Genomic DNA, 24,313 nt, shown 5'->3' with positions numbered 1-24,313 from the left:
CAATGCATCGCGGAAAAGGAATGAAATTCGTCGGCGATTCCCGTGTTCCCGCGGTGAGAAAACCGAATATTCCAAAGGACTATTCGGAATATCCCGGGAAAACGGAAGTGTTTTGGCCGAACTTCCTGCTTAAGGAATGGTTGGTCGGATCGGTCTTTCTCGTCGGTTTCTTATGCTTGACGGTCGCCCATCCGTCGCCGCTTGAGCGGATCGCCGACCCGACGGACACGACGTACGTGCCGCTGCCTGACTGGTATTTCTTGTTCTTATACCAATTGCTCAAATATTCGTATGCGTCTGGTCCGTATACGGTCGTCGGCGCGATCATCATCCCAGGGTTGGCGTTCGGCGCGCTCTTGTTGGCGCCGTTTTTGGACCGCGGCCCAGAGCGCCGTCCTTGGAAGCGTCCGGTCGCGACCGGGATGATGCTGTTGGCGCTTGCGGCGATGATTTATTTGACATGGGAAGCGGTCGTCACACACGACTGGAAAAAAGCGGCTGAACAAGGGAAAATTCGGGCGGAAGTGAAAATTGACACGAACGCGGAAGGCTATAAAATCGCCCAAGCGAACACATGTACATCGTGCCACGGACAAAACTTGTCCGGCGGTGCTGGTCCGTCGCTCATCGGCACCGGCTTGAAACCGGAAGAAATCGCGAAAATCGCGAGAGAAGGGAAAGGCAACATGCCGCCCGGCGTCTTTAAGGGCACGGATGAAGAGTTGAAAAAACTGTCCGAATTCATCGCTGGACTGAAAGCGGAATAATCGTTTCGACACGAAAAAGCTGACTCGCGTTAGTCAGCTTTTTTCGTGCCAACATGAAACCGAGGCGAGGTGCAGATGATGGCATGGCTTTATGCGCTGTTGGCTTCCCGGCCGGTTGTTTGGCTGCTCTTGTTCGTCAACGCGGCCGGCACCATCTATGGATATTATTGGTATCGTTATCAACTTGCCGATACGCCGCCCGTCTTTTTGCCGTTTGTTCCCGACAGTCCGACGGCGAGCCTTTTTTTTGTGCTCGTCCTCGCCGCTTGGCTGCTGGGCCGATCTTCGCCGCTGTTTGAGGCGCTCGCGTTGGTGACGCTTGTCAAATACGGGATTTGGGCCGTCGTCATGAATGTGCTCGTTTGGCGCGTCACCGGCACGCTCGATTGGGCCGGGTGGATGCTGATCGTTTCGCACGGGGCGATGGCGGTCGAAGGAATGCTGTACGCCCGGTTTTATCGATTCCGCTTCCTTCACCTTATGCTGGCGGCCGTGTGGACGCTGCATAACGATGTCATCGACTACGTTTTTGGCATGATGCCGCGCTATAGTGTGCTGGCTGACTACGCCAACGAAATCGGCTATTTTACGTTTTGGTTGAGCATCGCATCGATTGCCGCTGCGTATCAGCTTGGCGTCCGCCTCCGGCGCCAGCCGCTTCTGCCGGGCGGCATGTCTTTCCGGCAGGCATCAGAGTAGAGCGTGGAACACAAGGAGGAACGTTGGGCGGCAGCTTTCTATTATAGATGCAACGAAGAAGTTTAACATATCCTTGACGGAAAAGCGGTTTGTCCATTTTCGACTGTCGAAGGCAAGCCACAGGCTTGCCTCCGTCACGCCAAGGCATGACGGAAGACCGAACAACCGCCTGCCCCCCTAGACCCATATATGGGTCTTTAAGCGGCGTTGTTCGGTCCCCCGACAGTCGATCGAATACTCGGTAAAAGGTGCAAATGGCAAAGCTTCGAATTGCATCTATATAGCAGTTGCCTGGTCTACTCTTGTCCACTCCTTCATACATTGTACTAGTGGATGAGGGAGGGACGATGATGAAGCGAATCGGGCTAGCCATGTTGTTGTCGCTCGCCTTTTTATGGCCAGCGCCCATTGGCGCGGCTGGACAAACAAACGGTTGGGAGCAGTTGGACGATATTTCCGACGAGGCGCTGCAATTGGCGAAAAACGGTCGTTTTGCCGAAGCAAAAGAAGTGCTCCGCTATTTTTCCAAGCGGTTTTTCGCCCTTGGGGCAAAAGAACGGTTGAAATCGGCCGATGAATTGCGGGCGGTGACCGTGACGCATGAGCAGGCAGTCAAGGCGATGACGGCGCCGATCTCCGCGGAAGACAAAGTGGCGGCGATCACCCAGTTTCGCCTTGTTGTTGACGCCATCCATTCGACATACCAGCCGCTTTGGACGGAGATGGAGCCGGCTGTCATGGAGGCGTTTGCCGCGGTCGAAAAGGCGGCACAACAAGGCGAGCAGAAAGCGTATGCCGCTGCCCTCCGCCAGTTGCTTGACCGCTATACATTGATCGAGCCGAGTGTGAAAATCGACGTGCCGCCGGATATCGCGACAAAGGTCGATGACGATCTTGAGGCGTTGCAGGCCGCCGCGTTTTGGCAACGCGGCGAAGACGAGCAGCGTGAGCAACTCGCCGATGCGCGTCAAGATCTTGAAGCGCTGTTTGCCGGGGTGAAAAAGGACGAAGCTGATCCGTCGCTGATTTGGGTGATGATTTCCACTGGCGGAGTGATCGTGTTGACGCTGACGTACGTTGGCTGGCGGAAGTACAAAGGAGAAAAGGAAGAGAAGCGGGCGCGGCAGCCGGAAGACTAAGCACCGGCGCTTTTTGCGGGGCTGACCCAAAAGGCCGTCTGTCTTTAAGATAGGCACAACATATAGTGTTAAAGAAGCGGTCAGCACGCATATATGGAGGCGGAAGAGGGCGTCCCCATCCTTTTGGGACACCCTCTTTTTTGTTTTCCCGTCGCTTTGTGCAAGCACCGCCCCGGCACTTTCAAGCGGCGCTTGCCGGGCTTGTCCCGGTTGGGCTTTCGCGCCAGCGGCTTTTCATGGTTCCAGCGGCCGCTTTTGTTCATCGAGCGTAAACCCTTCGCCGAGCACATCATGCACATCGGTGACGGCGACGAACGCATGCGGATCAACGGATATAATGACACTTTTTAAGCGCGGCAGTTCGTTTTTGGCGACGACGCAATACAAGACGTCGCGGTCGCGCTTCGTATATGAGCCGCGCCCTTTCAGCACGGTGACGCCGCGCTCCATCTCTGTCAAGATCCGGTTGGCGATCTCTTCGCTTTTTTCTGAGATGATGGTCGCCCCTTTTGCCGCATAGCCGCCTTCCTGCAGAAAATCAATGACCCGGGCGGCGATAAAGACGGCGACCAACGTATACATCGCCTCGCGGTATGACAGGTAAAGAAGAAGCGACAACGTGATGACGGTGGCGTCAAAGGCAAACATCGTTTTGCCCATGCTGATGCCTTTATATTTATGGACGAGGCGGGCGATAATATCGACGCCTCCGGTTGTGCCGCCGTAGCGGAAAATAATGCCGAGGCCGACGCCGATAAAGACGCCGGCAAACAAGGCGGCGAGCGTCATGTCATGTCGAAGCGGCATATGAATCATGTAGCGCTGAAAGATGGACAAAAAGACGGAAACGGCGACCGTGCCGATGACGGTATAGAGAAACGTCTGGCGGCCGAGCAGCTTCCAGCCGATGAAAAAGAGCGGAATGTTGAGCGCCAAGTTGGTGATCGCTGGATCCAGTCCGAACAAAAAATAAAGAAGAAGCGTAATGCCGGTAAACCCGCCTTCCGCCAAATTGTTTTGCATGTTGAAATGAACGAGCCCGAAGGCGAAAATGGCGGCGCCAAGCAAAATAAACAGGCAGTTTTTGATCTTTAGTCCAAAAATCATACCGTCCCTCCGTCCGCAAAAATAGTCGGCGCCCTTAATTATAGAGGAACTTGTCCATATAGGCAATGACGAGCGAAAACGGACGGAATTGACAGCGGGCGAAAACATTTGTCAAATGCGCCGCTTTTCGCTAACATGAAAACAGGCGAGGTGACAAGCCATGCAGGAGAAAACGATGAAACAAATGCAACAGGAAGTGGATGACTATATCAGTCAATTCAAAGAAGGCTATTTCAGCCCGCTCGCCATGCTGGCGCGGCTGACGGAAGAGCTCGGCGAGCTGGCGCGCGAGGTGAACCATTACTACGGGGAAAAACCGAAAAAGGCGACCGAACAAGAAAAAACGGTGGAAGAAGAGCTGGGCGATTTGCTGTTTGTGCTCATTTGCTTCGCCAATTCGCTCGGCATTGATTTGCAGGCGGCGCACGACCGGGTGATGGACAAGTTTCGCACCCGCGACCGCGACCGCTGGACGCGGAAGGAGGAAGGATCATGACGATTCGCATTGCCATCGCGGGGCCGCGCGGCCGCATGGGCCGAGAGGCGGTTGCGCTCGTGCAGCAAACCGATCACTTTGAACTGGCTGCGGTCATCGACCGCCGTTACGATGGACAAAATTTAGCGGAGATCGACCGATTTTCCGGCGTCAACGCCCCGATTTACACCGATGCGGCCCGCTGTTTTGCCGAGGTGAAGCCGGATGTATTGATCGATTTGACAACGCCGGAAGCCGGAAAGCGGCACACCGAGCTGGCGCTGCGTTACGGCGTTCGTCCGGTCGTCGGCACGACTGGATTTACGCCGGAAGATATCGAGCGGCTCACCAAGCTGGCGGAAGAGAAAGAAATCGGCGCCATCATTGCGCCGAACTTTGCCGTCGGAGCGGTGTTGATGATGAAATTCGCCCGCATGGCGGCCAAATATTTCACTGATGTGGAAATCATTGAATTGCACCATGATCAAAAGCTTGACGCACCGTCCGGAACGGCGTTGAAGACGGCGCAGCTCATTGCCGAAGTGCGACCGTCGAAAAAGCAAGGCCACCCGAACGAAAAGGAAACGCTTGCTGGCGCGCGCGGCGCGGAATATGACGGCATCCCGATCCACAGCGTCCGTCTGCCGGGCTTTGTCGCTCATCAAGAAGTGATTTTCGGCGGCAACGGCCAGACGTTGACGATCCGCCACGATTCGTTCGACCGCCGCTCGTTTATGTCCGGGGTGAAGCTGGCAGTGGAAACGGTGATGCATTTACATACGCTTGTCTATGGGCTGGAGCATATTTTGGAATAGTGTGCAAACTGCGCAAACGGGGGAGAATGGAATGAAAATCGCGTTAATTGCCCATGACCAAAAAAAGGCAGAGATGGTCGCATTTGCGACCGCCTATGCGCCTGTGCTTGCCAACCATGAATTGTACGCCACCGGCACGACCGGCTTGCGCATCCAGGAGGCGACCGGTCTTCCCGTTCATCGCTTCCAATCAGGGCCGTACGGAGGCGACCAAGAAATCGGGGCGATGATCGCCCGCAATGAAATGGATCTGGTCATTTTTTTCCGCGATCCGCTCACCGCCCAGCCGCATGAGCCGGACATCAGCGCATTGATGCGGCTTTGCGACGTCTATGCCGTGCCGTTGGCGACGAACATCGGCACGGCCGAGCTGCTCATCCGCGCGTTGGAGCGCGGCGATTTGGCATGGCGCAGCATTGTGCGCGGCCAAACAAAAGGCGGGGAGGAATCGAAAACAGAAAGGTGACAGCGATGAAGGAAACGTGTGACTTGTTGGCGTTCGGCGCCCATCCGGATGATGTCGAAATCGGCATGGGAGGGACGATCGCCAAATACGTACGCCGTGGGTACCGTATTGTCATTTGCGACTTGACGCAAGCCGAGCTGTCGTCCAACGGCACGGTCGACGAGCGGCAGAGAGAGGCGGCCGAGGCGGCCCGCCGGCTCGGTGTATCCGAGCGGTTCAATCTTGGGTTGCCTGACCGCGGCCTTTACGTCGAGGAAGAGGCGATCCGCCAGATCGCAGCGGTCATCCGCCGCTATCGGCCGCGCCTTGTATTCGCCCCCTATTGGGAAGATCGACATCCGGATCACGGGCGATGCGCCCGCCTTGTCGAGGAAGCGGTCTTTTCCGCCGGCATCCGCCGCTATGGCGCCGGAGAGCTTGGCGATGCGCACCGCGTTCGGGCGGTGTATTATTATATGATCAATGCCTTTTGCCGCCCGCATTTTCTCATCGATATTAGCGAAACGATCAATGACAAGCTGGACAGCCTGCGCGCGTACGAAAGCCAGTTTCAAAAACGGCCTGGCTCGGTTGACACCCCGCTGACCAACGGCTACATCGAGATGATTGAAAGCCGCGAGCGCTGGTTCGGTCAACAAATCGGCGCGGCGTATGCGGAAGGGTTTTTGACGAAAACGCCGATTCATCTTTCCAATTTGTTTGAGGAGGAGCGATGAAGCTGAAAATCGGGATTGTTTGCTATCCGACGGTCGGGGGCTCCGGAGTGGTCGCCACTGAGCTTGGCAAGCTGCTGGCGGAGCGGGGGCATGAGATTCACTTTATCTCATCGAGCATGCCGTTTCGTTTGAATAAAGTGTACGGCAACATTTATTATCATGAAGTCAGTGTCAACCAATATTCCGTCTTTCAATACCCGCCGTACGATTTGGCATTGGCAAGCAAAATTGCTGAGGTGGCAAAGCGGGAACGGCTCGATGTGCTTCATGCCCATTACGCCGTTCCTCATGCCGTCTGTGCGGTGTTGGCGCGGCAAATGGTCGGCGAGCTGCCGATCATCACGACGCTGCACGGCACGGATATCACCGTGTTAGGCTATGACCCGTCGCTTTCCGATATGATCAAATTTGGCATCGAGCAGTCGGATATCGTTACGGCGGTGTCTGACGCCCTTGCCCGGGAGACGTATGAACTGCTCGATGTGCAAGCGACGATCCATACCGTCTACAATTTTGTCGATGAACGCGTCTACCGTCGTCGGGAAGCGGGCCATTTACGGCGCGAGTACGGCATTCGCGACGATGAACGAGTTGTGATCCATGTCTCGAATTTCCGGAAAGTGAAGCGTGTGCCTGATGTAGTGCGAGCGTTTGCCATCGTGCGCCGGCACGTGCCAGCCAAGCTCTTGCTTGTCGGCGACGGTCCGGAAATGACCGTCGTCTGCCGGCTTGTGAAAGAGCTTGGGCTGCAAGATGATGTCCGCTTTTTAGGAAAACAGGATAAACTCGAAGAGCTGTATTCGATCAGTGATGTGATGATGCTTTTGTCCGAAAAAGAAAGCTTCGGGCTCGTATTGCTTGAAGCGATGGCGTGCGGCGTTCCGTGCATCGGCACGGCCATCGGCGGGATTCCGGAAGTGATTGAGGATGGGAAAACCGGGTTTTTATGCCCGCTTGGCGATGTCAAAGAGGCAGCAAGACAGGCGATGGCGCTGTTGACAGACTGCCGGTTGCACGCTGAGATGGCAAGACAGGCGGTGCAAACGGTTGAGCGCAAGTTCCGCTCGGCCGACATCGTCGGCCAGTATGAACAGCTGTACGCTTCGCTTGCGGCAAGGAAGGTGAAACGATGAAACCGCCGTTTGAACAGGCGCTCGGCATTATCCGACAATTGAAGCGGCATGGCTATGAGGCGTATTTTGTCGGCGGCGCGGTGCGCGACTTGTTGATCGGGCGTCCAATTGGCGACGTCGATATTGCGACAAGCGCTCTGCCGGAAGAAGTGATGCGCTTGTTTCCGAAAACGATCGACGTCGGTTCGAAACACGGCACGGTCGTCGTCGTGCATGAAGGAACGGCGTACGAAGTGACGACATTCCGCACGGACGGCGATTATGAGGACCATCGCCGTCCGGAGTCGGTGACGTTCGTTCGTTCGCTTGAGGAAGACTTAAAGCGGCGCGATTTCACGATGAACGCCATCGCCATGGATGAACGCGGAACGATCATTGATCCGTTTGGCGGACAAGAGGCGATCGAGCGGCGGCTCATTTGCACGGTCGGGGCGGCGGACGAACGGTTTCGCGAAGATGCGCTCCGCATGATGCGGGCTGTTCGCTTCGTCAGCCAGCTCGGATTTGCGCTCTCTGAGGATACGAAGAGCGCGATTGTCCAAAACGCACCGCTTATGGCCCACATTTCTGTCGAACGGATGACCATGGAAATGGAAAAACTGCTCGCCGGTCCGTTCGTTGCCGAGGCGCTGCCGCTGTTGGCCGATACCGGGCTGTTCGCTTATTTGCCTGGGCTGGCCGCAAAAGTGCAGCTGCTGCGCTCGGCCGCCGCCTTTCGCTGGCCGTGGCTTACAAAGCGCGAAGAGCGCTGGGCGCTTCTTTGCCGCGCGCTTGATGTCAAAGACATCCGTCCGTTTTTGCGCGCCTGGAAGCTTCCCAACAAAGTAATCGATGAAGCTGGCGCCATTTTGGCGGCGCTCGATGATGTCCCTAGGCCGGAGGAGTGGACGAACGAACAGTTGTTTTCAGCCGGCCTCGAGCGGGCGCTATCGGTTGAAGCGGTGCGCGCCGCGCTTTGCGGCGCGCCGTCTGAACCGCATCATGAGGAGCTCCGCCGCCGCTTTGCGGCGCTGCCGATCAAAACGAAAGGGGAGCTTGCCGTCAACGGGAAAGACGTCATTCGCTGGGCTGGAAAACCGGCCGGTCCGTGGGTGAAAGAGACGCTGGATGCCATCTGGCGGGCGGTCGTCAGCAGCGAAGTCGAAAATGAGAAGGAGCGGATTTACGCATGGCTCATGGAGCGCAATCGGACACACGAAAAAAACTGTTAGAGTTGTTTGCCGAAGCGAACGGCGAGTTTTTGTCCGGGCAAAAAATCAGCGAACAGCTCGGCTGTTCGCGGGCGGCGGTATGGAAGCATATCGAGGAGCTGCGCAAAGAAGGATTTGAACTCGAAGCAGTGCGCCGCCTTGGCTACCGGATTATCAGCACGCCGGATAAAGTGACGGCCAACGAAATCCAGCTCGGCTTAAAAACGGAAAAACTTGGCCACGCGATCCACTTTTTTGACGAAGTCGATTCGACGCAGCGCATTGCGGCAAGGCTCGCGTATGAAGGGGCGCCGGAAGGAACGCTCGTCGTCGCGGAAGAGCAAAAGGCCGGGCGCGGGCGTTTGGATCGGAAATGGTTTTCCCCAAAAGGGACGGGCATTTGGATGAGCCTCATTTTGCGGCCGGCCATCCCGCCGCAGCGGGCGCCGCAGCTGACACTGCTTGCCGCGGTGGCCGTCAGCCAGGCGATTCAGGAAGTGACCGGGCTTGTCCCAGACATTAAATGGCCGAATGACATTTTGCTTGACGGCAGAAAGTGCGTCGGCATTTTAACGGAGCTGCAAGCCGACCCTGACCGCGTCCATTCGGTCATCATCGGCATCGGCATCAACGTCAACCAAACGATCGAGCAGTTTCCGGAGGATATCCGGGCCATCGCGACATCGCTGGCCATTGAAAAGGGCGGGCCCGTAAAGCGCGCCCCGCTCATTCAAGAAATTTTGTTCCGGCTTGAGCGGCTGTATGAGCAATATTTGGCGCATGGCTTCCGTCCGATTAAGCTTCTTTGGGAAGGGTACGCCGTTTCGATCGGCAAGCCGGTGACAGCGAGAACGCTGAACGGCGTGATTCGCGGCATCGCCCGCGGCATCACTGACGACGGGCTGCTCATCCTTGAAGATGAGCAAAAGAACATCCATTACATCCATTCTGCCGATATTCAGTTCTAATTTGCCACTAGAAAAATTGTAACAATTTTGTTAAAATACAAAGCGAGGAAAAGGGCAGTATCTTTCGCAAGAAGAACTGCACCGAGGCCGACAGCACGAATAGGTGAAGGAAATGATCTGCCTTGATCCTTTTTTGAAGGACTAGGACAGAGGGATGAACGAAACCGACGGCGGTTTTATGGCGTCCTTCTTTCTCAAGGCGGGAAAGAAGGACGTTTTGTTTCGGGCGGTTCATCTCCTCTGCAGTCAAAGAGGAGGGAACGAAAATGAAAGCGAAAACCGATTTTTTCCACATGAAGCAGGCGGGCGAGCCGATCGTGATGGTGACCGCCTACGATTTTCCGTCCGCGAAGCTTGCCGAGCAAGCCGGCGTCGACATGATTTTGGTCGGCGATTCGCTCGGCATGGTTGTGCTCGGGTATGATTCAACGATCCCGGTGACGGTCGATGATATGATCCACCATACGAAGGCGGTTCGCCGCGGTGCGCCGAACACGTTTATTGTCACCGATATGCCGTTTATGTCGTACCATGCGTCCAAAGAAGAGGCGCTGCAAAACGCCCGCCGCATCATGCAAGAGTCAGGGGCGAACGCCGTTAAAGTCGAAGGGGCGGATGAAGTCGTCGACATGATTGCCGCGCTGACGAAAGCCGGCGTGCCGGTCGTTGCCCATCTCGGGTTGACGCCGCAATCGGTCGGCGTTCTTGGCGGCTATAAAGTGCAAGGCAAAGATGCCGAAAGTGCGAAAAAGCTGCTCGATGATGCGAAACAATGCGAGCAGGCGGGAGCGATCGCCCTTGTCTTAGAGTGTGTTCCGAAGCAGCTCGGGGCGGCCATGGCCCGGGAACTCACCATTCCCGTCATCGGCATCGGCGCTGGGGCGGAAGTCGACGGTCAAGTGCTCGTGTATCACGATTTGCTTGGCTACGGTGTCACCCGCGTGCCGAAGTTTGTGAAACAATACGCGTCCATCCAAGAGACGATCGTCGAGGCGTTAGCCAACTACGTCGCTGATGTCAAACTGCGCCAGTTCCCGGAGCCGGCGCACACGTTTACGATGAAGGAAGAAGAATGGGTGGCGCTTTACGGAGGAAAGCAAGGATGATCGTGATGGATCAGATTGCAGCGATGCAGGCGCTCATGCGCCAATATCGCCGTGAAGGAAAGACGATCGGGTTCGTTCCGACGATGGGCTATTTGCATGAAGGGCATACCTCCCTCATCGATCGGGCGCGCGCGGAAAACGACATCGTCGTCCTAAGCGTTTTCGTCAACCCGCTTCAGTTCGGACCGAACGAAGACTTTGCCCGCTATCCGCGCGATTTCGAGCGCGACCGGCGCATCGCCGAACAGCATGGAGTCGACGTCTTGTTCCATCCGGAAGCGGACGAGATGTATCCGGAGCCGCTTACCGTACGAGCGATCGTTCAAGCGCGCGCCGACGTGCTGTGCGGACGGTCGCGCCCCGGCCATTTTGACGGCGTGGCGACGGTGCTCATGAAGCTGTTCAACATTGTTATGCCCGACCGCGCGTACTTTGGGATGAAAGATGCCCAACAGGTGGCGGTCGTCGACGGCTTGATCCGCGATCTCAATTTTCCGATCGAGCTCGTGCCGGTGCCGACGGTCCGCGAGGCGGACGGGCTGGCGAAAAGCTCGCGCAACGTCTATTTGTCGCCGCAAGAACGGAGTGAGGCGCCGGCGCTGTATGCAGCGCTTCAAGCAGCCGCTTCCGCCGTCGAACGAGGAGAGCGGAGCGCAGCGGCCATCCGCCGGATGGTTAGAGAGCATATTGAAGCGCATACGCACGCTGAGATCGATTATGTCGAAGTATGTTCATATCCGGATTTGACGCCGCTTGAGACGCTCGCCGGGACAGTGCTGATCGCTGTCGCCGTCCGATTTGCGAGCGCCCGGTTGATCGACAATATCATGATTGAGTTGCCCAAAACCGGCGAACAAGGGGATGGAAAGGGGGAGCAAGCATGTTTCGCACGCTCATGAACGCCAAAATTCACCGCGCTCGTGTAACAGAGGCCAATCTCGATTACGTCGGCAGCATCACGATCGATGAAGATATTTTGGATGCCGTCGGCATTGTGGCGAATGAAAAAGTACAGGTAGTGAACAATCATAATGGAGCCCGTTTTGAAACATACGTCATCCCCGGTGAGCGCGGCAGCGGCGTCTTTTGCCTAAACGGCGCCGCCGCCCGCCTTGTGCAAAAAGGGGACGTTATTATCGTCATCTCATATGTGCTCGTTCCAGAGGAAAAAATCGCCGCCCATCGACCGAAAATCGCGATTATGGACGAAAACAACCGAATTGTGCAGCTCATCGCTGAAGAGCCGGCGCATACGGTTTTATGAGGGCAAAAAGGGGCTTTCCGCCCCTTTTCGTTTTGAGGTGATCGTTTATGGCAACGCGCTTTGTCATCATTGACTTGGAGACAACCGGAAATGGGCCGAAAAAAGGCGATCGGATCATCCAGCTCGGCATGGCGGTCGTCGAAGATGGCCTGATTGTCGAACGGTTTGCCAGCTTTTTTAACCCGGAACAGCCCATTCCGCTGTTCATTCAGCAGCTGACGAACATCAACGAACAGATGGTCGAAGGAGCGCCGCTGTTTGCTGACAAGGCGGGCGAGATCGCCGCCTTGATGCACGGTGCTTACTTTGTCGCCCATAACGTCGACTTTGATTTGCCGTTTTTGCAGGCCGAGCTTGAACGGGCTGGCTGGCCGCCGTTTGCCGGTCCGACGATCGATACGGTCGAGCTCGCCCGCATCGTGTTGCCGACTGCCGAAAGCTATAAGCTCGGCGATTTGGCGAGGCAGCTCGGCCTTCACCACGATCGTCCGCATCAAGCGGACAGCGATGCGGAAGTGACCGCCAAGCTGTTCATTGCCTTGCTCAAGCGGCTCTCCCGTCTGCCGCTTATGACGCTTGAGCAACTGCGCGGTCTTGCCCGCCACTTGAAAAGCGATATTTACTTGCTCCTTGATGCGGTCATCGCCAAAAAGCGGAACAAGGCGCCGGCCGACCGCGCTGTCGCCGTATACCGCGGCATTGCGTTGAAACAACCGGCGCCGGAGCCAGATGAGAGCGATCGGCGCCCCGCTTTGGCTTCGTTCGCTGCCTTTTGCGAACAGGAGCCGCCCCTTCCGCTTCCCGGCTACAAGCGGCGCGCGGGGCAGTGGGAGATGATGCGGCTCGTTTATGAGGCGCTGTCGACGTCCCAGCACGCGCTCATTGAAGCAGGGACTGGACTTGGCAAATCGCTCGCCTATTTGATTCCCGCTGCTTTTTTTGCCTGTGAGCAGCAAGAGCGGGTCGTCATCAGCACGCATACCCTCCAGCTGCAGGAGCAGCTCATTCGCCGCGATTGGCCGGTATTGCGGCAAATCGCGCCGTTTCCGCTCCGCGTTGCCGTTTTGAAAGGAAAGCAAAATTACTTATCCCTTGACAAGTTCGCTTCGTTTTTGTCGGAGCCGTCTGACACGTACGATGCGGCGCTCTTGAAATGCCAGGTGCTCGTTTGGCTGCTTGAGACCGACAGCGGCGACTTGGACGAATTGAATGTGTCATCCGGCGCCCGTCTCCTATTGTCCGCGCTTGCCATCGGCGAAGAGGAAGACGGCGGGCGGCATCATTTTTTCGCCCGGGCGAAAGAGCGCTCCGAACGGGCGGATGTGGTCATTACCAACCATGCGCTTTTGCTTCATGATTTGACCGCCCCGGCGTCGCTTTTGCCGCCGTTTCGCCATCTGATCATCGATGAGGCGCATCGGCTTGAAGATGCCGCCGCCCGGTGTTTTGGCGAGCAGATTGGCTATGTGTCGTTTCGCCTGCTGACCGCCAAAATCGCGCAGACGATCGCGAAATGGCAAGAAGCAGAACAGGACGCACCGAATGGGGCTCTTGTCCGTTGCCAGCAGCGCCTTGAGGAGCTGCAGTTTGAAGGGGACGAGCTGTTCCGCCTGTTGCGCCGCTATGCGTTGGACAAAAAGCCAGCTCGCGCTGGACGTTGCCGCTATCGCTTTTCGCCGACGGACGAACAGAGCCGGGCGTGGCAGGCGGCGGTGGAGTTATGCTGGCGCCTGCGCGATTTGGCGGCGGCGCTATCCGCTGAAGCGAAGCCGCTTCTATCCGCTGATACGAGTGGCGATTTCCCACCATCCGCCTTGCTGTCGGCTGATTTGGCGGCTCTCAACCGGCAAATGGCTGCGCTTGTGCGTTTGCTGACCGAAAAGGAGCCGGGTGTCGTCCGGTGGATCGAAGCGGACGAAAAAGGGGCGGCGAACGCTGTCCGCCTTTACTCGCAGCCGGTTGACCTTGCTGACTTTTTCGCCGATCAACTGTTTATGAAAAAACGGAGCGTCGTTTTGACGTCGGCGACGCTCACTGTCCGCGGCCGGTTCACGTATATGGCGGCGCGTCTCGGTCTTGAGGATTTTTATCCACTTTGCCGCTCGTTTCCGCCGCCGTTTCGTTACGAGGAGCAGGCCGCGCTCTTCGTGCCGGCGGACATGCCGCTCGTTTCTGCCGTGCCGCTTGAAGATTACGCCGAAGCGGTCGCCGCTTCGGTGCTTGCGATCACCCGACGCCTCGGACGGCGGGTGCTTGTGTTGTTCCCTTCGTATGAACTGTTGAAACTGACGGTTGATGCGTTGAAGACGGAGGAAGAAGGCGAGCCGTTTGTTTTGATCGCTCAAGGGGTGCAAAGCGGCAGTCCGGCAAAGCTCTTGCGGACGTTTTTGCAGTTTGAGCATGCGGTGTTGTTTGGGACGAGCAGCTTTTGGGAAGGGGTCGATCTGCCAGGTTCAGCGCTCGATGTGCTTGTCATCGCCCGCTTGCCGTTTGCGCCCCCGGACGATCCCGTGATGGAGGCAAAAAGCGAGCGCATTCGCCTAGAAGGCGGCGATCCGTTTTCCGAGCTGGCGCTTCCTGAGGCGGTGCTTCGTTTTAAGCAAGGGTTTGGCCGCCTCATTCGCACGGAAGACGACAAAGGAGCCGTATTTGTGCTGGATCGGCGGCTTTTGGCTTCCCCGTACGGCGCGGATTTTCTCGCTTCCTTGCCGCCGCTTTCGGTGCATGAAGGCGCGCTTTCTGAGCTGCTCGACAAGGCGGAAACTTGGCTTTCTTAAAGCGCGCTTTATTTCTCATAAAGATGGACGAAACGGCGCAATCTAAAGGTGTCAGGCGGCAAAAAACCCCGCATGAAGCGGGGGGAAAGAAGCAAATTGGCGTTGACGGTGTAGGCGGGCAAATTTGTTATGAAATGATCGGACAAACCTGCTATAATAGGGAAGAAGCACAACTGCGATGACAGTTTGCGCCTTGCCGTTTGGCTTTGTCGGCTTGGCCGCAGAGGTGCGAAGAAGCACGCCTTTGATGTCACCTTCGCTGTATTTGTATTGTTGCCGGAGCCGCCGGCGTGTATAAGTAACAAAATTTGCGCCGCACAGGAGGAAACGACGAAAATGGAAAGCAAAATCGAAGTGCTCGCTACCGTCAAAGTTCAGCACTCCGACGACTTGTACAAAATTGTCGACTGCTTGAACCGAACGCTGAAGCGCGACAATTTGATGTTTGGCCTTGCCTTGGATGAAAACGACAAGCGCCAGGCCATCTTTACGATTTATCGGACGTGATCACGATGAAAAAGTGGGGTTGGTTCACTCTGCTTTTTTTTGGATTCCTCATTTGGCAGGCATGGTCGATTTATGACGAGGCGATGGCGCCCAAGCGGCTGATGGTGGAACATGCGTTGGCGCGGGCGAAGGAAGCCGCCGGGCTTGCTGATGTGAAGAAAGTCTATACATATTATGGCGACGAAGCGTGCACCGTATTCATCGGAAGAACAAAACAAGGGAAAGCGGTCGTCGTTTGGGTGCCTGAAAAAAAGGGGAGTGTCGTCGTCAAGGGCGTGGACAGCGGCATCAGCGAGGCGGAAGCGCGCGCCATTTTGCAACGCGACCGCCGACCGCGGCGCATCATCGACGCGACGCTTGGCATGGAAAAAGGCGTGCCTCTTTGGGAGTTGACATATATTGATGCGGAAGGAAGGTATTCGTTTTATTACCTTCACTTTGCGGATGGGGCCTTCCTGAAGAGGTACAGTTTTCAACAGTGAGGACGTGAGGGGGAAGAAGCGATGAAACTGGCAAAACGGGTGGCGTCGCTGACGCCATCGGCGACATTGGCCATTACGGCGAAAGCAAAGGAACTGAAAGCGGCCGGATATGACGTGATCGGCCTTGGGGCCGGCGAACCGGATTTCAACACGCCTGAGCACATTATCGCGGCGGCCATCAAGGCGATGAATGAAGGGCATACGAAATATACGCCATCAGGCGGGCTGCCGGCGCTGAAAGAGGAAATCATCAAAAAGTTTGCCCGCGATCAAGGGCTTTCGTACGAGCCGGCGGAAATCATCGTCTGTGTCGGGGCGAAGCATGCGCTTTATACGCTCTTTCAAGTGCTGCTTGATGAAGGCGATGAGGTCATCATTCCGACGCCGTATTGGGTGAGCTACCCGGAACAAGTGAAGCTGGCTGGCGGCGTTCCGGTTTACGTTGAAGGGCTGGAAGAAAACGACTTTAAAATGACGCCGGATCAGCTGAAACAGGCGATTACCCCGAAGACGAAGGCGGTGATTATCAACTCCCCGAGCAATCCGACCGGCATGATTTATACGGCCGAGGAGCTGAAAGCGCTCGGGGAAGTATGCTTGGCGCATGGCGTGTTGATCGTTTCGGACGAAATTTATGAAAAATTGATTTACGGCGGGGCGAAACATGTGTCGATCGCCGAACTGTCGCCGGAGCTGAAGGAGCAGACGATCATCATCAACGGCGTATCGAAATCGCACTCGATGACAGGGTGGCGCATCGGCTACGCGGCTGGACCGAAAGACATCATTCAAGCGATGACCGATTTAGCAAGCCATAGCACATCGAATCCGACATCGATCGCTCAATATGCGGCCATTGCCGCCTACAGCGGGCCGCAGGAGCCGGTCGAACAAATGCGCCAAGCGTTTGAAAAGCGGCTTGACATCATTTATAACAAGCTTGTGCAAATTCCAGGCTTCACCTGCATCAAACCGCAAGGAGCGTTTTATTTGTTCCCGAACGCCCGAAAGGCGGCGGATATGGCCGGATGCCGCACGGTCGACGAGTTCGTCGCCGTCTTGTTGGAGGAAGCGAAAGTCGCGCTTGTGCCTGGTTCTGGGTTTGGGGCGCCAGATTACGTCCGCTTGTCGTACGCGACCTCGCTTGAGGCGCTCGAGACAGCGATCGAACGCATCCGCCGGTTTATGGAGGCGCGGGCCTAAGGCGCTTTGCGCCAAGGTGTCAGAGTGGAAAGAAAAGGGCGGCTTTGTTTGGCGCAAAGCCGCTTTTTCCGCGTCGGTCTGTCGGCTGGCTCCGGGCGGCTGCGCCGAAGGGCGATTGGTGGGGGCAGCATCGTTTTGCGCTGCTTTGGCTGGTCGTTGCCGTGACGCCGACGGAACGGTATAATAGCGAATGATGGACGTGTCGATTATTGGAGGGAATCAGTGCGTGAAAACGACGACGATTGCGGAAGTGAATCAATACGTAGGACAACAAGTGACGATCGGCGCTTGGCTCGCGAACAAGCGCTCAAGCGGGAAAATCGTCTTTTTGCAGCTGCGCGACGGCACTGGCTTTATTCAAGGCGTCGTCGAAAAGGCGAACGTCTCGGAAGAGGTGTTTCAACGCGCAAAAACATTGACGCAAGAAACGTCGCTCTATGTGACGGGCACGGTGCGCATCGACGAGCGCTCCCCATTTGGCTACGAGCTGTCGGTTGCCGATTTGCAAGTCATTCAAGAAGCAGTTGACTATCCGATTACGCCGAAAGAGCATGGCGTCGAATTTTTGATGGACCATCGCCACCTTTGGCTTCGGTCGCGGCGCCAGCACGCGATCATGAAAATTCGCAACGAAATTATCCGGGCGACGTATGAGTTTTTCAACGACCGCGGGTTTGTGAAAGTCGACGCCCCGATTTTGACTGGCAGCGCACCGGAAGGAACGACCGAACTGTTTCATACGAAATATTTTGATGAGGATGCCTATTTGTCGCAAAGCGGCCAGCTCTACATGGAAGCGGCGGCGATGGCGCTCGGCAAAGTGTTCTCATTCGGCCCGACGTTCCGCGCCGAAAAATCGAAAACACGCCGCCATTTGATCGAGTTTTGGATGGTGGAGCCGGAAATGGCGTTTTATGAGTTTGAAGACAATTTGCGGTTGCAAGAAGAGTACGTCTCCTACCTTGTGCAGTCGGTGCTCGAGCGCTGCCGGCTTGAACTCGGGCGGCTCGGGCGCGACGTGTCGAAGCTTGAGCTGGTCAAACCGCCGTTTCCGCGCCTAACGTATGATGAGGCGATCAAGCTGCTTCATGAAAAAGGATTGACCGACATCGAGTGGGGCGATGACTTCGGTGCGCCGCATGAGACGGCCATCGCCGAAAGTTTTGACAAACCGGTGTTCATCACCCACTATCCGACCTCTTTGAAGCCGTTTTATATGCAGCCGGACCCGAACCGCCCCGACGTTGTGCTATGCGCCGATTTGATTGCGCCGGAAGGATACGGGGAAATCATTGGCGGCTCGGAACGGATTCACGATTATGAGCTGCTCAAGCGCCGCCTTGAAGAGCACCATTTGCCGCTTGAAGCGTATGAATGGTATTTGGATTTGCGCAAATACGGTTCTGTGCCGCATTCAGGGTTCGGGCTCGGCTTGGAGCGCACTGTCGCTTGGATTTGCGGCGTCGAACATGTGCGCGAGACGATTCCGTTCCCGCGGCTGCTCAACCGGCTTTATCCGTAAAAAACCCCCTGCAAAAAGGGGGTTTTTTCGCCGCCGTCATGTTATACTATAGTTGAGGTGCATCGGCATGGAAAAGAAAAAGGTGGCCGAATGGCTGGCGCAAGGAAGCATCGCCGTCCCGAAGCTGTTGCTTGGCCACTACAAGCAGCTTGGGTTGGGCGAGGGGGAGCTCGTCTTGCTTTTGCATATGCAGTCGTTTTTCGAAGAAGGCGTCTTGTTTCCGACGCCGGCCGAGCTGGCCGAAAGAATGACGGTCTCGGCAGCGGAATGCATGGAGATGGTGCGTCGGCTCTTGCAAAAAGGGATGATCGCGATTGAAGAGCATACGGATGAACAAGGCATTCGCAACGAAAAATATACGCTTGAACCGCTTTGGGAGAAGCTCGTGCATCATTTGTACACCCAGGCGGCTCAACAGGGGGAACTCGGCCGGCAGGAGGAAGAGGAGAGCTTATACACCGTTTTTGAGCAGGAGTTTGGCCGCCCGCTCTCCCCGTTCGAGTGTGAAACGCTTGCGATGTGGATCGATCAAGACGGCCATGAGCCGGCCATCATTAAAGCGGCGCTGCGCGAAGCGGTGCTGTCGGGGAAGTTGAATTTCCGCTACATCGATCGCATCTTGTTTGAATGGAAAAAGAACGGCATTCGCACGATTGAACAGGCGCACGATTACGGCAAAAAGTTTCGCAAGCCGTCCTCCCGTTCCGCGAGACAGACGGCGGGAGAATTTAAACAGACGATCCCGTTTTTCAATTGGCTCGACTCGTAACGAGAGGCGCTGTCTCTCGTTTTTGTTTGTCCAAAAATGGCCAATCGAACCGGTAAAAGGCGTCGTTTTGTTCGGGCCAATATGGCAATAAGGAGGAGACGAGGTGCTGACAAAGCAACAAATCCGCTACTGTTTGGATGAGATGGCAAAAATGTTTCCAGATGCGCATTGCGAGCTGGTGCACCGCAATCCGTTTGAGCTGCTGATTGCGGTTGTTTTGTCGGCGCAATGCACCGATGCGCTCGTCAACAAGGTGACGAAACGGCTGTTTGAAAAATATCGGACGCCGCACGATTATATTGCGGTGCCGCTTGAGGAGCTCGAGCAAGATATCCGCTCAATCGGCTTATATCGGAACAAAGCACGAAACATTCAAAAGCTGTGCGCGATGTTGATTGACAAGTACAACGGCGAAGTGCCGCGCGACCGCGATGAGTTGATGAAGCTGCCGGGCGTCGGGCGGAAGACGGCGAACGTCGTTGTGTCCGTTGCGTTCGGCGTGCCGGCCATCGCGGTTGATACACACGTCGAGCGCGTCAGCAAACGGCTCGGCTTTTGCCGCTGGGACGACTCGGTTTTGGAAGTCGAGAAGACGCTGATGAAAATCATCCCAAAAGAAGAATGGTCGATCACCCACCACCGAATGATTTTTTTCGGCCGCTACCATTGCAAGGCACAGTCTCCGCAATGTCCGTCATGTCCTCTTCTTCATTTATGCCGTGAAGGAAAAAAACGGATGCGAAAACGGGAGGAAAAAGCGGCAAATCAGAAGTGAACGGAGCCGTGAAAGGGCTTGGTGAAGAAGGGCCAGCAGCATGCCGGTCGGTCATGAAAAAACGGATGGCGCAAAAGCCATCCGTTTTTTGGGAATGCAACGGTTATGGACGGGTGCCAAGACCCGCTCCGGATCCGTTTTTTAACGGCGGGGAGACAGGCGGCGTTCCGCTGTTTGCACCCGTTCCACCGTTCGTTCCGTTCGTTTGGCCGCTGTTGTTCGTTCCTTGGTTGTTTGTTCCATCCGTTTGGCCATTGTTTTGGTTGGCCCCGCCGCTGTTGCCATTTTCTTGTCCGCCGCTTGCGCCGCCGTTTTGTTCATTGTTGTTTCCCTGACCGTTTTCGTTTCCGTTATTCCCGCTGTTGCCTTGATCGGTGCCGCCGTTTTGCCCGCCGCTGCCTTGGCTGTCATCCCCCGGTTGTTGTGGCACGGGAGTTTGATCTTCTCCGCCGGGGACATGAACGCTGGCTATGGCCGGTTTGCTCATTCGTTCGCCGTCTTTTGCGTACACGGCGATTGTGTACGTCCATCCTGGCGTCGGATTGGAAATCGTGATCGAACGGTCTTTTGTGGTGATCGTATTCGTTTGACCTTGGCCATCTTTGACGCGCACCTCGAAGATCGTCTCATCGGTTTGCTCATCGTATGACCACGAAACCGAGATGGCGTTCGCCGCTTGGTCGTACACAGCGGTCAACCCTTTCACCGCCGGCAGTTCTTCCGGCACGTCGTTCGCCGTCTCCGTCGGCTCAGTGCCGCGCACGAACAATTCATACGTAATTTCGCTTTCCGGCGTGTATTTGCCGGCAAGTTTCGGCGGGTTCGTGCCTTTTTTGATCGGCAGCTTGACGACGCTGTCCGGCTGTTTGAATTCCCCACTACCGTCATCGATGTGGGACATGATGTCTCTGAGCAAATATTTCGGGATTTTCTGCTCATATTTATCAAGCTTTGCCGTGCTGCTTCGCTTGCTGAAGCCGACCCAAATGGCCGCCGTATAGTTTGGCGTATAGCCGACAATCCAGCTGTCCGGCACATCGTCCCGGTCAAGGCCGAATTTTACTCCATCTTTCCCATAGTTCGTCGTCCCTGTTTTGCCTGCGAGCTCAAGTCCTGGAACATTGGCCAATTGACCTGTTCCGGAGCGGATGACAGACTTCAGCACGTCCGTGATCATGTAGGCGGTATAGTCGTGCATCACTCGTTTTGGTTTGGGTTGCAAATCCATTTCCGTGCCGTCCGGGAAGACGATTTTTGTCACGGCATATGGCTTCGTATAGACGCCGTTATTACCAAAAGCAGTGTACGCTCCAGCCATTTGCAGCACCGATACGTAGCGGGATACTCCGCCGATAGCGTAAGGCTCATATACTTCATCAAAGCCCATGCCGAGTCGGTTAGCGAACTCCATCGCCCGCTCTTTGCCGACGGCTTGATAGGTTTTGAGCGCCGGAATGTTGTATGACCACGTGAGAGCTTTGCGCAATGTCACCGGCCCAGCGTATTTTCCGCCGGCGTTGCGGATCGGCGTGCCGTCCGAATACGTATACGGCTCGTCAACAAGAATGTGCGCTGTTGACCATTTTAAATATTCAATCGCCGGGCCATAGTCCAAAATCGGCTTGATCGTCGAACCGGGCTGGCCGACCGGTTGGATTGCGTAGTTGAAGCCGAATTCGATATTGTCGCGATGGCGACCGCCGCCTAACGCGCGAATGGCGCCTGTTTTGGTGTCGACGACGGCGATGCCGGATTGCAAATCCTTCTTATTGGTAAAGTATTTGTCAGAGTTTAATAGCTTTTCTACGTATGTTTGAACGTTTTGATCGAGCGTTGTATAAATTTTCAGCCCATCTTCAAAGACGTTGACGTTCGCTTTGTCGGTCACTTCTTTGATTACTTCGTCAATGAAGGCGTCATATGGTACATCATTTTGCGATTTTTTCCGTTTTGTCAGCATCGATTGAATCGGGACTTGTTTCGCTTTTTCCGCTTCTTCCTGGCTGATAAAGCCATGTTTCACCATAAGCGACAATACCGTATCGCGCCGTTTTTTTGCCGCCTCTGGATGGTCATACGGATTATACCGGTTTGGGGCCTGGGGCATGCCAGCGAGCAAAGCTGCTTCCGGAAGAGTGAGTTTTTTCAAGTCTGTCTTGCCAAAATAATATTCGGCGGCGCGTGCGACGCCATAAATGCCGTCTGAATAATAAATTTTGTTCAAATACATTTCCAAAATTTCATGTTTCGAATATTTTTGTTCCAGCTGCAGTGCCAGCCAAGCTTCTTGCGCTTTCCGTTCCAACGTTTTCTTTGATGAAAGGAATGTCATTTTCACGACTTGCTGGGTGATCGTGCTGCCGCCTTCCGCCCCAAATCCTTCCTTGATGTTGGCGAGGACGGCGCCGGCCAAGCGGACGATGTCGATCCCGTGATGTTCATAAAAGCGGGCGTCCTCTGTTGCCAAGACGGCATCTTCAAGCACTTTCGGCACGTCTTTATACGAAATGTACGTTCGCTTGTAGCCGCCAAGCTCCGCTACTTGTTTTCCATTCATATCGTACAAGACGGAAGAAAGCGGATCTTTAATTTTGGCCTCATCCAGCGGAGGAGCGTCCTTAACGAAATAGGCGAAAGTGGCAATACCCCCGATGGCGCCAAGGACCATCATCAGCAATATCGCAATGGCGACGGTTTTCAACCATGACCTTCCTCGTTTCGTTTTCGCTTTCTTCTGTTTGGTCTGTTTCGCTGCCTGCTTTCGTTCTACGCGAGAACGATATTCACCAGACATAAGCAAATCCTGCCTTTCTTACAAGTTTTCACTTCAACGGGTGAAGTACACGTTGTCTACTACACTAATATAATCAATTCTCGGCTGGTAGCCAAGCGGAATGGAATGTCCATGCCGTTCGATCTCTTGTTTCGGAATCGACTTTCGTCCGCCGGCTTCCTGTTTGTTCCACCAAGCGATCAAATGAGAGGCGTCAAGCAAATACGTTTCATTGAGCAAAGAAAAACGCAAAATCGCAAAACAAATGCCGCCGTGGGCGACGACTTGCTCCATATGGCGGATTTGATGAGCGTGGAAATTTTTCAGCGGAAACGCCGTTTTGTTTTTTGTCTCTTTCGCCTCAAAGTCAATGTACTTGCCGCGGTACACACCGTTGTAGTCGGTCGTCGACGCTTGCCGGAAGTAGGCTTCGGTAATGACGGCGGCGCTCCGTTTCGGATAGTCGACGCGCACGATTTGCACCGGGGTCGGCTTTTTATGGATGACCGCGATGCCGCGTTCCCGGTAATATTCATTCGTCGCGTTTAAGTCGTCTTCGAGCGTCATGCCGCGATTGGCATAATCGGCCGCCGGCCGGCGCGCGGCGTTCGGCTTGTTTCCGCGATACTCTTTTCCGCTCGGGTATTTGAGTGCCATCGCGTTCATCTCCTTTGAATGGTTTTTATTATACCATACGCTCCGGTCATATGCGCTCTTTTTCTTTTCCTCCTTTCGACTGAAGGCAAGCGAAGGAGGTCAATGTCGAATGGCGGCTGCTTGCCACTTTCTTTGCCGAATTCGTTCTACTTTTGTCGCCGCAGCAGGAGTCGTCCTTCCCGCCGCGAATGGAATATCATCATGCGAGAAATGGGGGAGAGGGAATGGAAAAACGGCTCGTGAAAAAAGAGGAGATCGAAAAGCAGCTGCAGGAAATAGTTGCACTCATCGAGCAGGTCGATGCGAAAATGGAAAAAGTGATCGCCGATGTCATCGAAGAGCGTTATGCGCAAAATCAAGCGCAGCTCGGGCGCCTTGAAGGGCAGATCGCCGGCGTGGAACAGCGGCTTGAGAAGGAGAAGCAGAGCGCTGCACTTCCGCTTTCGTCGAAATTGTATTTCGTGTAAGCCGGCCGATATGGTATCATCAAACAGAAGCGCATCGCGGCAAAACGCATCCGTTCTCCGGGCCATAGGGCACAGGGCAAACCGGATTTGCCGGCATGGATAAAGGAGGAGGCGCCATGGAAAAAGAGCTTAAGGCGTTGACGAAGCGCCTGCAACAATACAACGAACAGTTGCTTTTGATCGCCCGGCGCGCCCGCGAGCAGAACGAGGAGCCGGATTTTTTTGGCGACGTGAAACCGATGGCCGAAGAGGTGCAGGCCGTTGCCGAACGGTGGAAGGACGCCGCTTCCCGCTGGGTCCGCCATGCGCGGCCGAAATATGTCCATGAGCGGCAAATTGAGGCCGCCGCCGACCATATGGCGAAGCTGTGCGTTGAGGCATTTTATCCATCCGTTCCTGAGCGCCGCATCAAGCAATACAGCCAGGCCGTCGCTTATACGCTGGCGCTTGTCAAGGAACGGCTTGACGACACGAGCGAAGCAGGCAAGGAGAGGTTTTGACGGGGCAGGAGAAAGCGGCCGCACGGAAAAAGGGGC

At 55.4% G+C, this 24,313-nt stretch carries 26 protein-coding genes; 23 read left to right on the top strand and 3 right to left on the bottom strand.

Features of this window, described 5'->3' with window-relative positions:
- The first annotated feature begins 2 nt into the window (after positions 1 to 2).
- The 3 genes from GHH_RS11215 (at position 3) to ypjB (ending at position 2,605) form a co-directional block, all read left to right on the top strand.
- Complete coding sequence (locus tag GHH_RS11215) at positions 3 to 767, top strand: menaquinol-cytochrome c reductase cytochrome b/c subunit (protein WP_011231675.1); 765 nt, start codon at positions 3 to 5, stop codon at positions 765 to 767.
- Positions 768 to 845: 78 nt separating this feature from the next.
- Positions 846 to 1,466, top strand: a complete 621-nt coding sequence (locus tag GHH_RS11210; RefSeq protein WP_015375262.1) for a DUF1405 domain-containing protein — start codon at positions 846 to 848, stop codon at positions 1,464 to 1,466.
- A 350-nt stretch (positions 1,467 to 1,816) separates the two neighbouring features.
- Positions 1,817 to 2,605 (top strand): sporulation protein YpjB, encoded by a 789-nt coding sequence (ypjB, locus tag GHH_RS11205; RefSeq protein ID WP_015375261.1) that lies wholly within the window; start codon positions 1,817 to 1,819, stop codon positions 2,603 to 2,605.
- 234 nt (positions 2,606 to 2,839) lie between these two features.
- Here ypjB and GHH_RS11200 read toward each other — a convergent pair whose 3' ends face one another.
- Positions 2,840 to 3,712: a YitT family protein gene (locus GHH_RS11200; RefSeq protein ID WP_011231672.1), complete on the bottom strand. Its 873-nt coding sequence runs from the start codon at positions 3,710 to 3,712 to the stop codon at positions 2,840 to 2,842.
- A gap of 160 nt (positions 3,713 to 3,872) precedes the next feature.
- Between GHH_RS11200 and GHH_RS11195 the strand changes: the two genes are divergently transcribed.
- The 18 genes from GHH_RS11195 (at position 3,873) to nth (ending at position 19,880) form a co-directional block, all read left to right on the top strand.
- Positions 3,873 to 4,208, top strand: coding sequence for a nucleotide pyrophosphohydrolase (locus GHH_RS11195; protein ID WP_011231671.1), 336 nt, complete (start codon positions 3,873 to 3,875; stop codon positions 4,206 to 4,208).
- A complete protein-coding gene (dapB, locus tag GHH_RS11190; RefSeq protein WP_015375260.1) occupies positions 4,205 to 5,002 on the top strand; it encodes a 4-hydroxy-tetrahydrodipicolinate reductase in 798 nt (265 codons plus the stop codon). Before GHH_RS11195 ends, dapB begins: the two co-directional genes overlap by 4 nt.
- Positions 5,003 to 5,033: 31 nt before the next feature.
- Complete coding sequence (locus GHH_RS11185; RefSeq protein ID WP_015375259.1) at positions 5,034 to 5,468, top strand: methylglyoxal synthase; 435 nt, start codon at positions 5,034 to 5,036, stop codon at positions 5,466 to 5,468.
- Between the two features lie 5 nt (positions 5,469 to 5,473).
- Complete coding sequence (gene bshB1 / locus GHH_RS11180) at positions 5,474 to 6,184, top strand: bacillithiol biosynthesis deacetylase BshB1 (RefSeq protein WP_011231668.1); 711 nt, start codon at positions 5,474 to 5,476, stop codon at positions 6,182 to 6,184.
- Positions 6,181 to 7,317 carry an N-acetyl-alpha-D-glucosaminyl L-malate synthase BshA gene (gene bshA / locus GHH_RS11175; RefSeq protein ID WP_015375258.1) on the top strand — a complete coding sequence of 379 codons (1,137 nt, stop codon included), beginning with the start codon at positions 6,181 to 6,183 and terminating at the stop codon, positions 7,315 to 7,317. Before bshB1 ends, bshA begins: the two co-directional genes overlap by 4 nt.
- A complete protein-coding gene (locus GHH_RS11170) occupies positions 7,314 to 8,528 on the top strand; it encodes a CCA tRNA nucleotidyltransferase (protein WP_015375257.1) in 1,215 nt (404 codons plus the stop codon). The genes bshA and GHH_RS11170 overlap by 4 nt, the downstream gene beginning before the upstream one ends.
- Positions 8,486 to 9,475 (top strand): bifunctional biotin--[acetyl-CoA-carboxylase] synthetase/biotin operon repressor, encoded by a 990-nt coding sequence (locus GHH_RS11165; RefSeq protein ID WP_015375256.1) that lies wholly within the window; start codon positions 8,486 to 8,488, stop codon positions 9,473 to 9,475. Before GHH_RS11170 ends, GHH_RS11165 begins: the two co-directional genes overlap by 43 nt.
- 266 nt (positions 9,476 to 9,741) lie before the next feature.
- Positions 9,742 to 10,581, top strand: a complete 840-nt coding sequence (panB, locus tag GHH_RS11155; protein ID WP_011231664.1) for a 3-methyl-2-oxobutanoate hydroxymethyltransferase — start codon at positions 9,742 to 9,744, stop codon at positions 10,579 to 10,581.
- On the top strand, positions 10,578 to 11,480 hold the full coding sequence (panC, locus tag GHH_RS11150) for a pantoate--beta-alanine ligase (RefSeq protein ID WP_011231663.1): 903 nt from the start codon (positions 10,578 to 10,580) through the stop codon (positions 11,478 to 11,480). Before panB ends, panC begins: the two co-directional genes overlap by 4 nt.
- Positions 11,462 to 11,845: an aspartate 1-decarboxylase gene (panD, locus tag GHH_RS11145; protein ID WP_011231662.1), complete on the top strand. Its 384-nt coding sequence runs from the start codon at positions 11,462 to 11,464 to the stop codon at positions 11,843 to 11,845. The genes panC and panD overlap by 19 nt, the downstream gene beginning before the upstream one ends.
- Before the next feature lie 47 nt (positions 11,846 to 11,892).
- Complete coding sequence (gene dinG / locus GHH_RS11140) at positions 11,893 to 14,622, top strand: ATP-dependent DNA helicase DinG (protein ID WP_015375255.1); 2,730 nt, start codon at positions 11,893 to 11,895, stop codon at positions 14,620 to 14,622.
- Positions 14,623 to 14,958: 336 nt separating this feature from the next.
- Positions 14,959 to 15,129, top strand: a complete 171-nt coding sequence (locus GHH_RS18365; protein WP_011231659.1) for a YpmA family protein — start codon at positions 14,959 to 14,961, stop codon at positions 15,127 to 15,129.
- A 5-nt stretch (positions 15,130 to 15,134) separates the two neighbouring features.
- Positions 15,135 to 15,611 carry a DUF5590 domain-containing protein gene (locus GHH_RS11130; protein WP_015375254.1) on the top strand — a complete coding sequence of 159 codons (477 nt, stop codon included), beginning with the start codon at positions 15,135 to 15,137 and terminating at the stop codon, positions 15,609 to 15,611.
- 21 nt (positions 15,612 to 15,632) lie between these two features.
- Positions 15,633 to 16,814, top strand: a complete 1,182-nt coding sequence (locus GHH_RS11125; protein ID WP_015375253.1) for a pyridoxal phosphate-dependent aminotransferase — start codon at positions 15,633 to 15,635, stop codon at positions 16,812 to 16,814.
- Positions 16,815 to 16,838: 24 nt separating this feature from the next.
- Entirely contained in the window at positions 16,839 to 16,979 is a 141-nt protein-coding gene (locus tag GHH_RS19205) for a hypothetical protein (RefSeq protein WP_020278327.1), read from the top strand.
- A 61-nt stretch (positions 16,980 to 17,040) separates the two neighbouring features.
- Positions 17,041 to 18,336, top strand: a complete 1,296-nt coding sequence (gene asnS / locus GHH_RS11120) for an asparagine--tRNA ligase (RefSeq protein ID WP_011231656.1) — start codon at positions 17,041 to 17,043, stop codon at positions 18,334 to 18,336.
- A gap of 67 nt (positions 18,337 to 18,403) precedes the next feature.
- Entirely contained in the window at positions 18,404 to 19,105 is a 702-nt protein-coding gene (locus GHH_RS11115) for a DnaD domain-containing protein (RefSeq protein WP_011231655.1), read from the top strand.
- Positions 19,106 to 19,208: 103 nt separating this feature from the next.
- Positions 19,209 to 19,880, top strand: coding sequence for an endonuclease III (nth, locus tag GHH_RS11110; protein WP_011231654.1), 672 nt, complete (start codon positions 19,209 to 19,211; stop codon positions 19,878 to 19,880).
- A gap of 103 nt (positions 19,881 to 19,983) precedes the next feature.
- On the opposite strand, the gene GHH_RS11105 is transcribed toward nth, so the two are convergent.
- On the bottom strand, positions 19,984 to 22,674 hold the full coding sequence (locus GHH_RS11105) for a penicillin-binding protein 1A (protein ID WP_015375252.1): 2,691 nt from the start codon (positions 22,672 to 22,674) through the stop codon (positions 19,984 to 19,986).
- A gap of 33 nt (positions 22,675 to 22,707) precedes the next feature.
- On the bottom strand, positions 22,708 to 23,310 hold the full coding sequence (recU, locus tag GHH_RS11100; RefSeq protein WP_011231652.1) for a Holliday junction resolvase RecU: 603 nt from the start codon (positions 23,308 to 23,310) through the stop codon (positions 22,708 to 22,710).
- A 224-nt stretch (positions 23,311 to 23,534) separates the two neighbouring features.
- On the opposite strand from recU, the gene GHH_RS11095 reads away from it, so the two are divergent.
- Complete coding sequence (locus GHH_RS11095) at positions 23,535 to 23,777, top strand: hypothetical protein (RefSeq protein ID WP_013144928.1); 243 nt, start codon at positions 23,535 to 23,537, stop codon at positions 23,775 to 23,777.
- A gap of 116 nt (positions 23,778 to 23,893) precedes the next feature.
- Entirely contained in the window at positions 23,894 to 24,277 is a 384-nt protein-coding gene (locus GHH_RS11090; protein ID WP_015375251.1) for a YppE family protein, read from the top strand.
- The last annotated feature ends 36 nt before the right edge of the window (positions 24,278 to 24,313 follow it).

The organism is Geobacillus sp. GHH01 (assembly GCF_000336445.1).
Lineage (GTDB): Bacteria > Bacillota > Bacilli > Bacillales > Anoxybacillaceae > Geobacillus > Geobacillus zalihae.
This window is presented reverse-complemented; position numbering and strand designations above follow the sequence as displayed.

Bases quoted from the DNA above. Each gene is read 5' to 3' on its own strand.
- bshB1 (WP_011231668.1), top strand. From the start codon at position 5,474: ATGAAGGAAACGTGTGACTTGTTGGCGTTCGGCGCCCATCCGGATGAT.
- GHH_RS11185 (WP_015375259.1), top strand. From the start codon at position 5,034: ATGAAAATCGCGTTAATTGCCCATGACCAAAAAAAGGCAGAGATGGTC.
- GHH_RS18365 (WP_011231659.1), top strand. From the start codon at position 14,959: ATGGAAAGCAAAATCGAAGTGCTCGCTACCGTCAAAGTTCAGCACTCC.
- panC (WP_011231663.1), top strand. From the start codon at position 10,578: ATGATCGTGATGGATCAGATTGCAGCGATGCAGGCGCTCATGCGCCAA.
- GHH_RS11090 (WP_015375251.1), top strand. From the start codon at position 23,894: ATGGAAAAAGAGCTTAAGGCGTTGACGAAGCGCCTGCAACAATACAAC.
- dinG (WP_015375255.1), top strand. From the start codon at position 11,893: ATGGCAACGCGCTTTGTCATCATTGACTTGGAGACAACCGGAAATGGG.
- GHH_RS11130 (WP_015375254.1), top strand. From the start codon at position 15,135: ATGAAAAAGTGGGGTTGGTTCACTCTGCTTTTTTTTGGATTCCTCATT.
- panD (WP_011231662.1), top strand. From the start codon at position 11,462: ATGTTTCGCACGCTCATGAACGCCAAAATTCACCGCGCTCGTGTAACA.
- GHH_RS11095 (WP_013144928.1), top strand. From the start codon at position 23,535: ATGGAAAAACGGCTCGTGAAAAAAGAGGAGATCGAAAAGCAGCTGCAG.
- GHH_RS11200 (WP_011231672.1), bottom strand. From the start codon at position 3,712: ATGATTTTTGGACTAAAGATCAAAAACTGCCTGTTTATTTTGCTTGGC.
- GHH_RS11125 (WP_015375253.1), top strand. From the start codon at position 15,633: ATGAAACTGGCAAAACGGGTGGCGTCGCTGACGCCATCGGCGACATTG.
- dapB (WP_015375260.1), top strand. From the start codon at position 4,205: ATGACGATTCGCATTGCCATCGCGGGGCCGCGCGGCCGCATGGGCCGA.
- panB (WP_011231664.1), top strand. From the start codon at position 9,742: ATGAAAGCGAAAACCGATTTTTTCCACATGAAGCAGGCGGGCGAGCCG.
- GHH_RS11210 (WP_015375262.1), top strand. From the start codon at position 846: ATGGCATGGCTTTATGCGCTGTTGGCTTCCCGGCCGGTTGTTTGGCTG.
- GHH_RS11105 (WP_015375252.1), bottom strand. From the start codon at position 22,674: ATGTCTGGTGAATATCGTTCTCGCGTAGAACGAAAGCAGGCAGCGAAA.
- GHH_RS11165 (WP_015375256.1), top strand. From the start codon at position 8,486: ATGGCTCATGGAGCGCAATCGGACACACGAAAAAAACTGTTAGAGTTG.
- GHH_RS11195 (WP_011231671.1), top strand. From the start codon at position 3,873: ATGCAGGAGAAAACGATGAAACAAATGCAACAGGAAGTGGATGACTAT.
- bshA (WP_015375258.1), top strand. From the start codon at position 6,181: ATGAAGCTGAAAATCGGGATTGTTTGCTATCCGACGGTCGGGGGCTCC.
- ypjB (WP_015375261.1), top strand. From the start codon at position 1,817: ATGAAGCGAATCGGGCTAGCCATGTTGTTGTCGCTCGCCTTTTTATGG.
- recU (WP_011231652.1), bottom strand. From the start codon at position 23,310: ATGGCACTCAAATACCCGAGCGGAAAAGAGTATCGCGGAAACAAGCCG.
- GHH_RS11170 (WP_015375257.1), top strand. From the start codon at position 7,314: ATGAAACCGCCGTTTGAACAGGCGCTCGGCATTATCCGACAATTGAAG.
- GHH_RS11215 (WP_011231675.1), top strand. From the start codon at position 3: ATGCATCGCGGAAAAGGAATGAAATTCGTCGGCGATTCCCGTGTTCCC.
- GHH_RS11115 (WP_011231655.1), top strand. From the start codon at position 18,404: ATGGAAAAGAAAAAGGTGGCCGAATGGCTGGCGCAAGGAAGCATCGCC.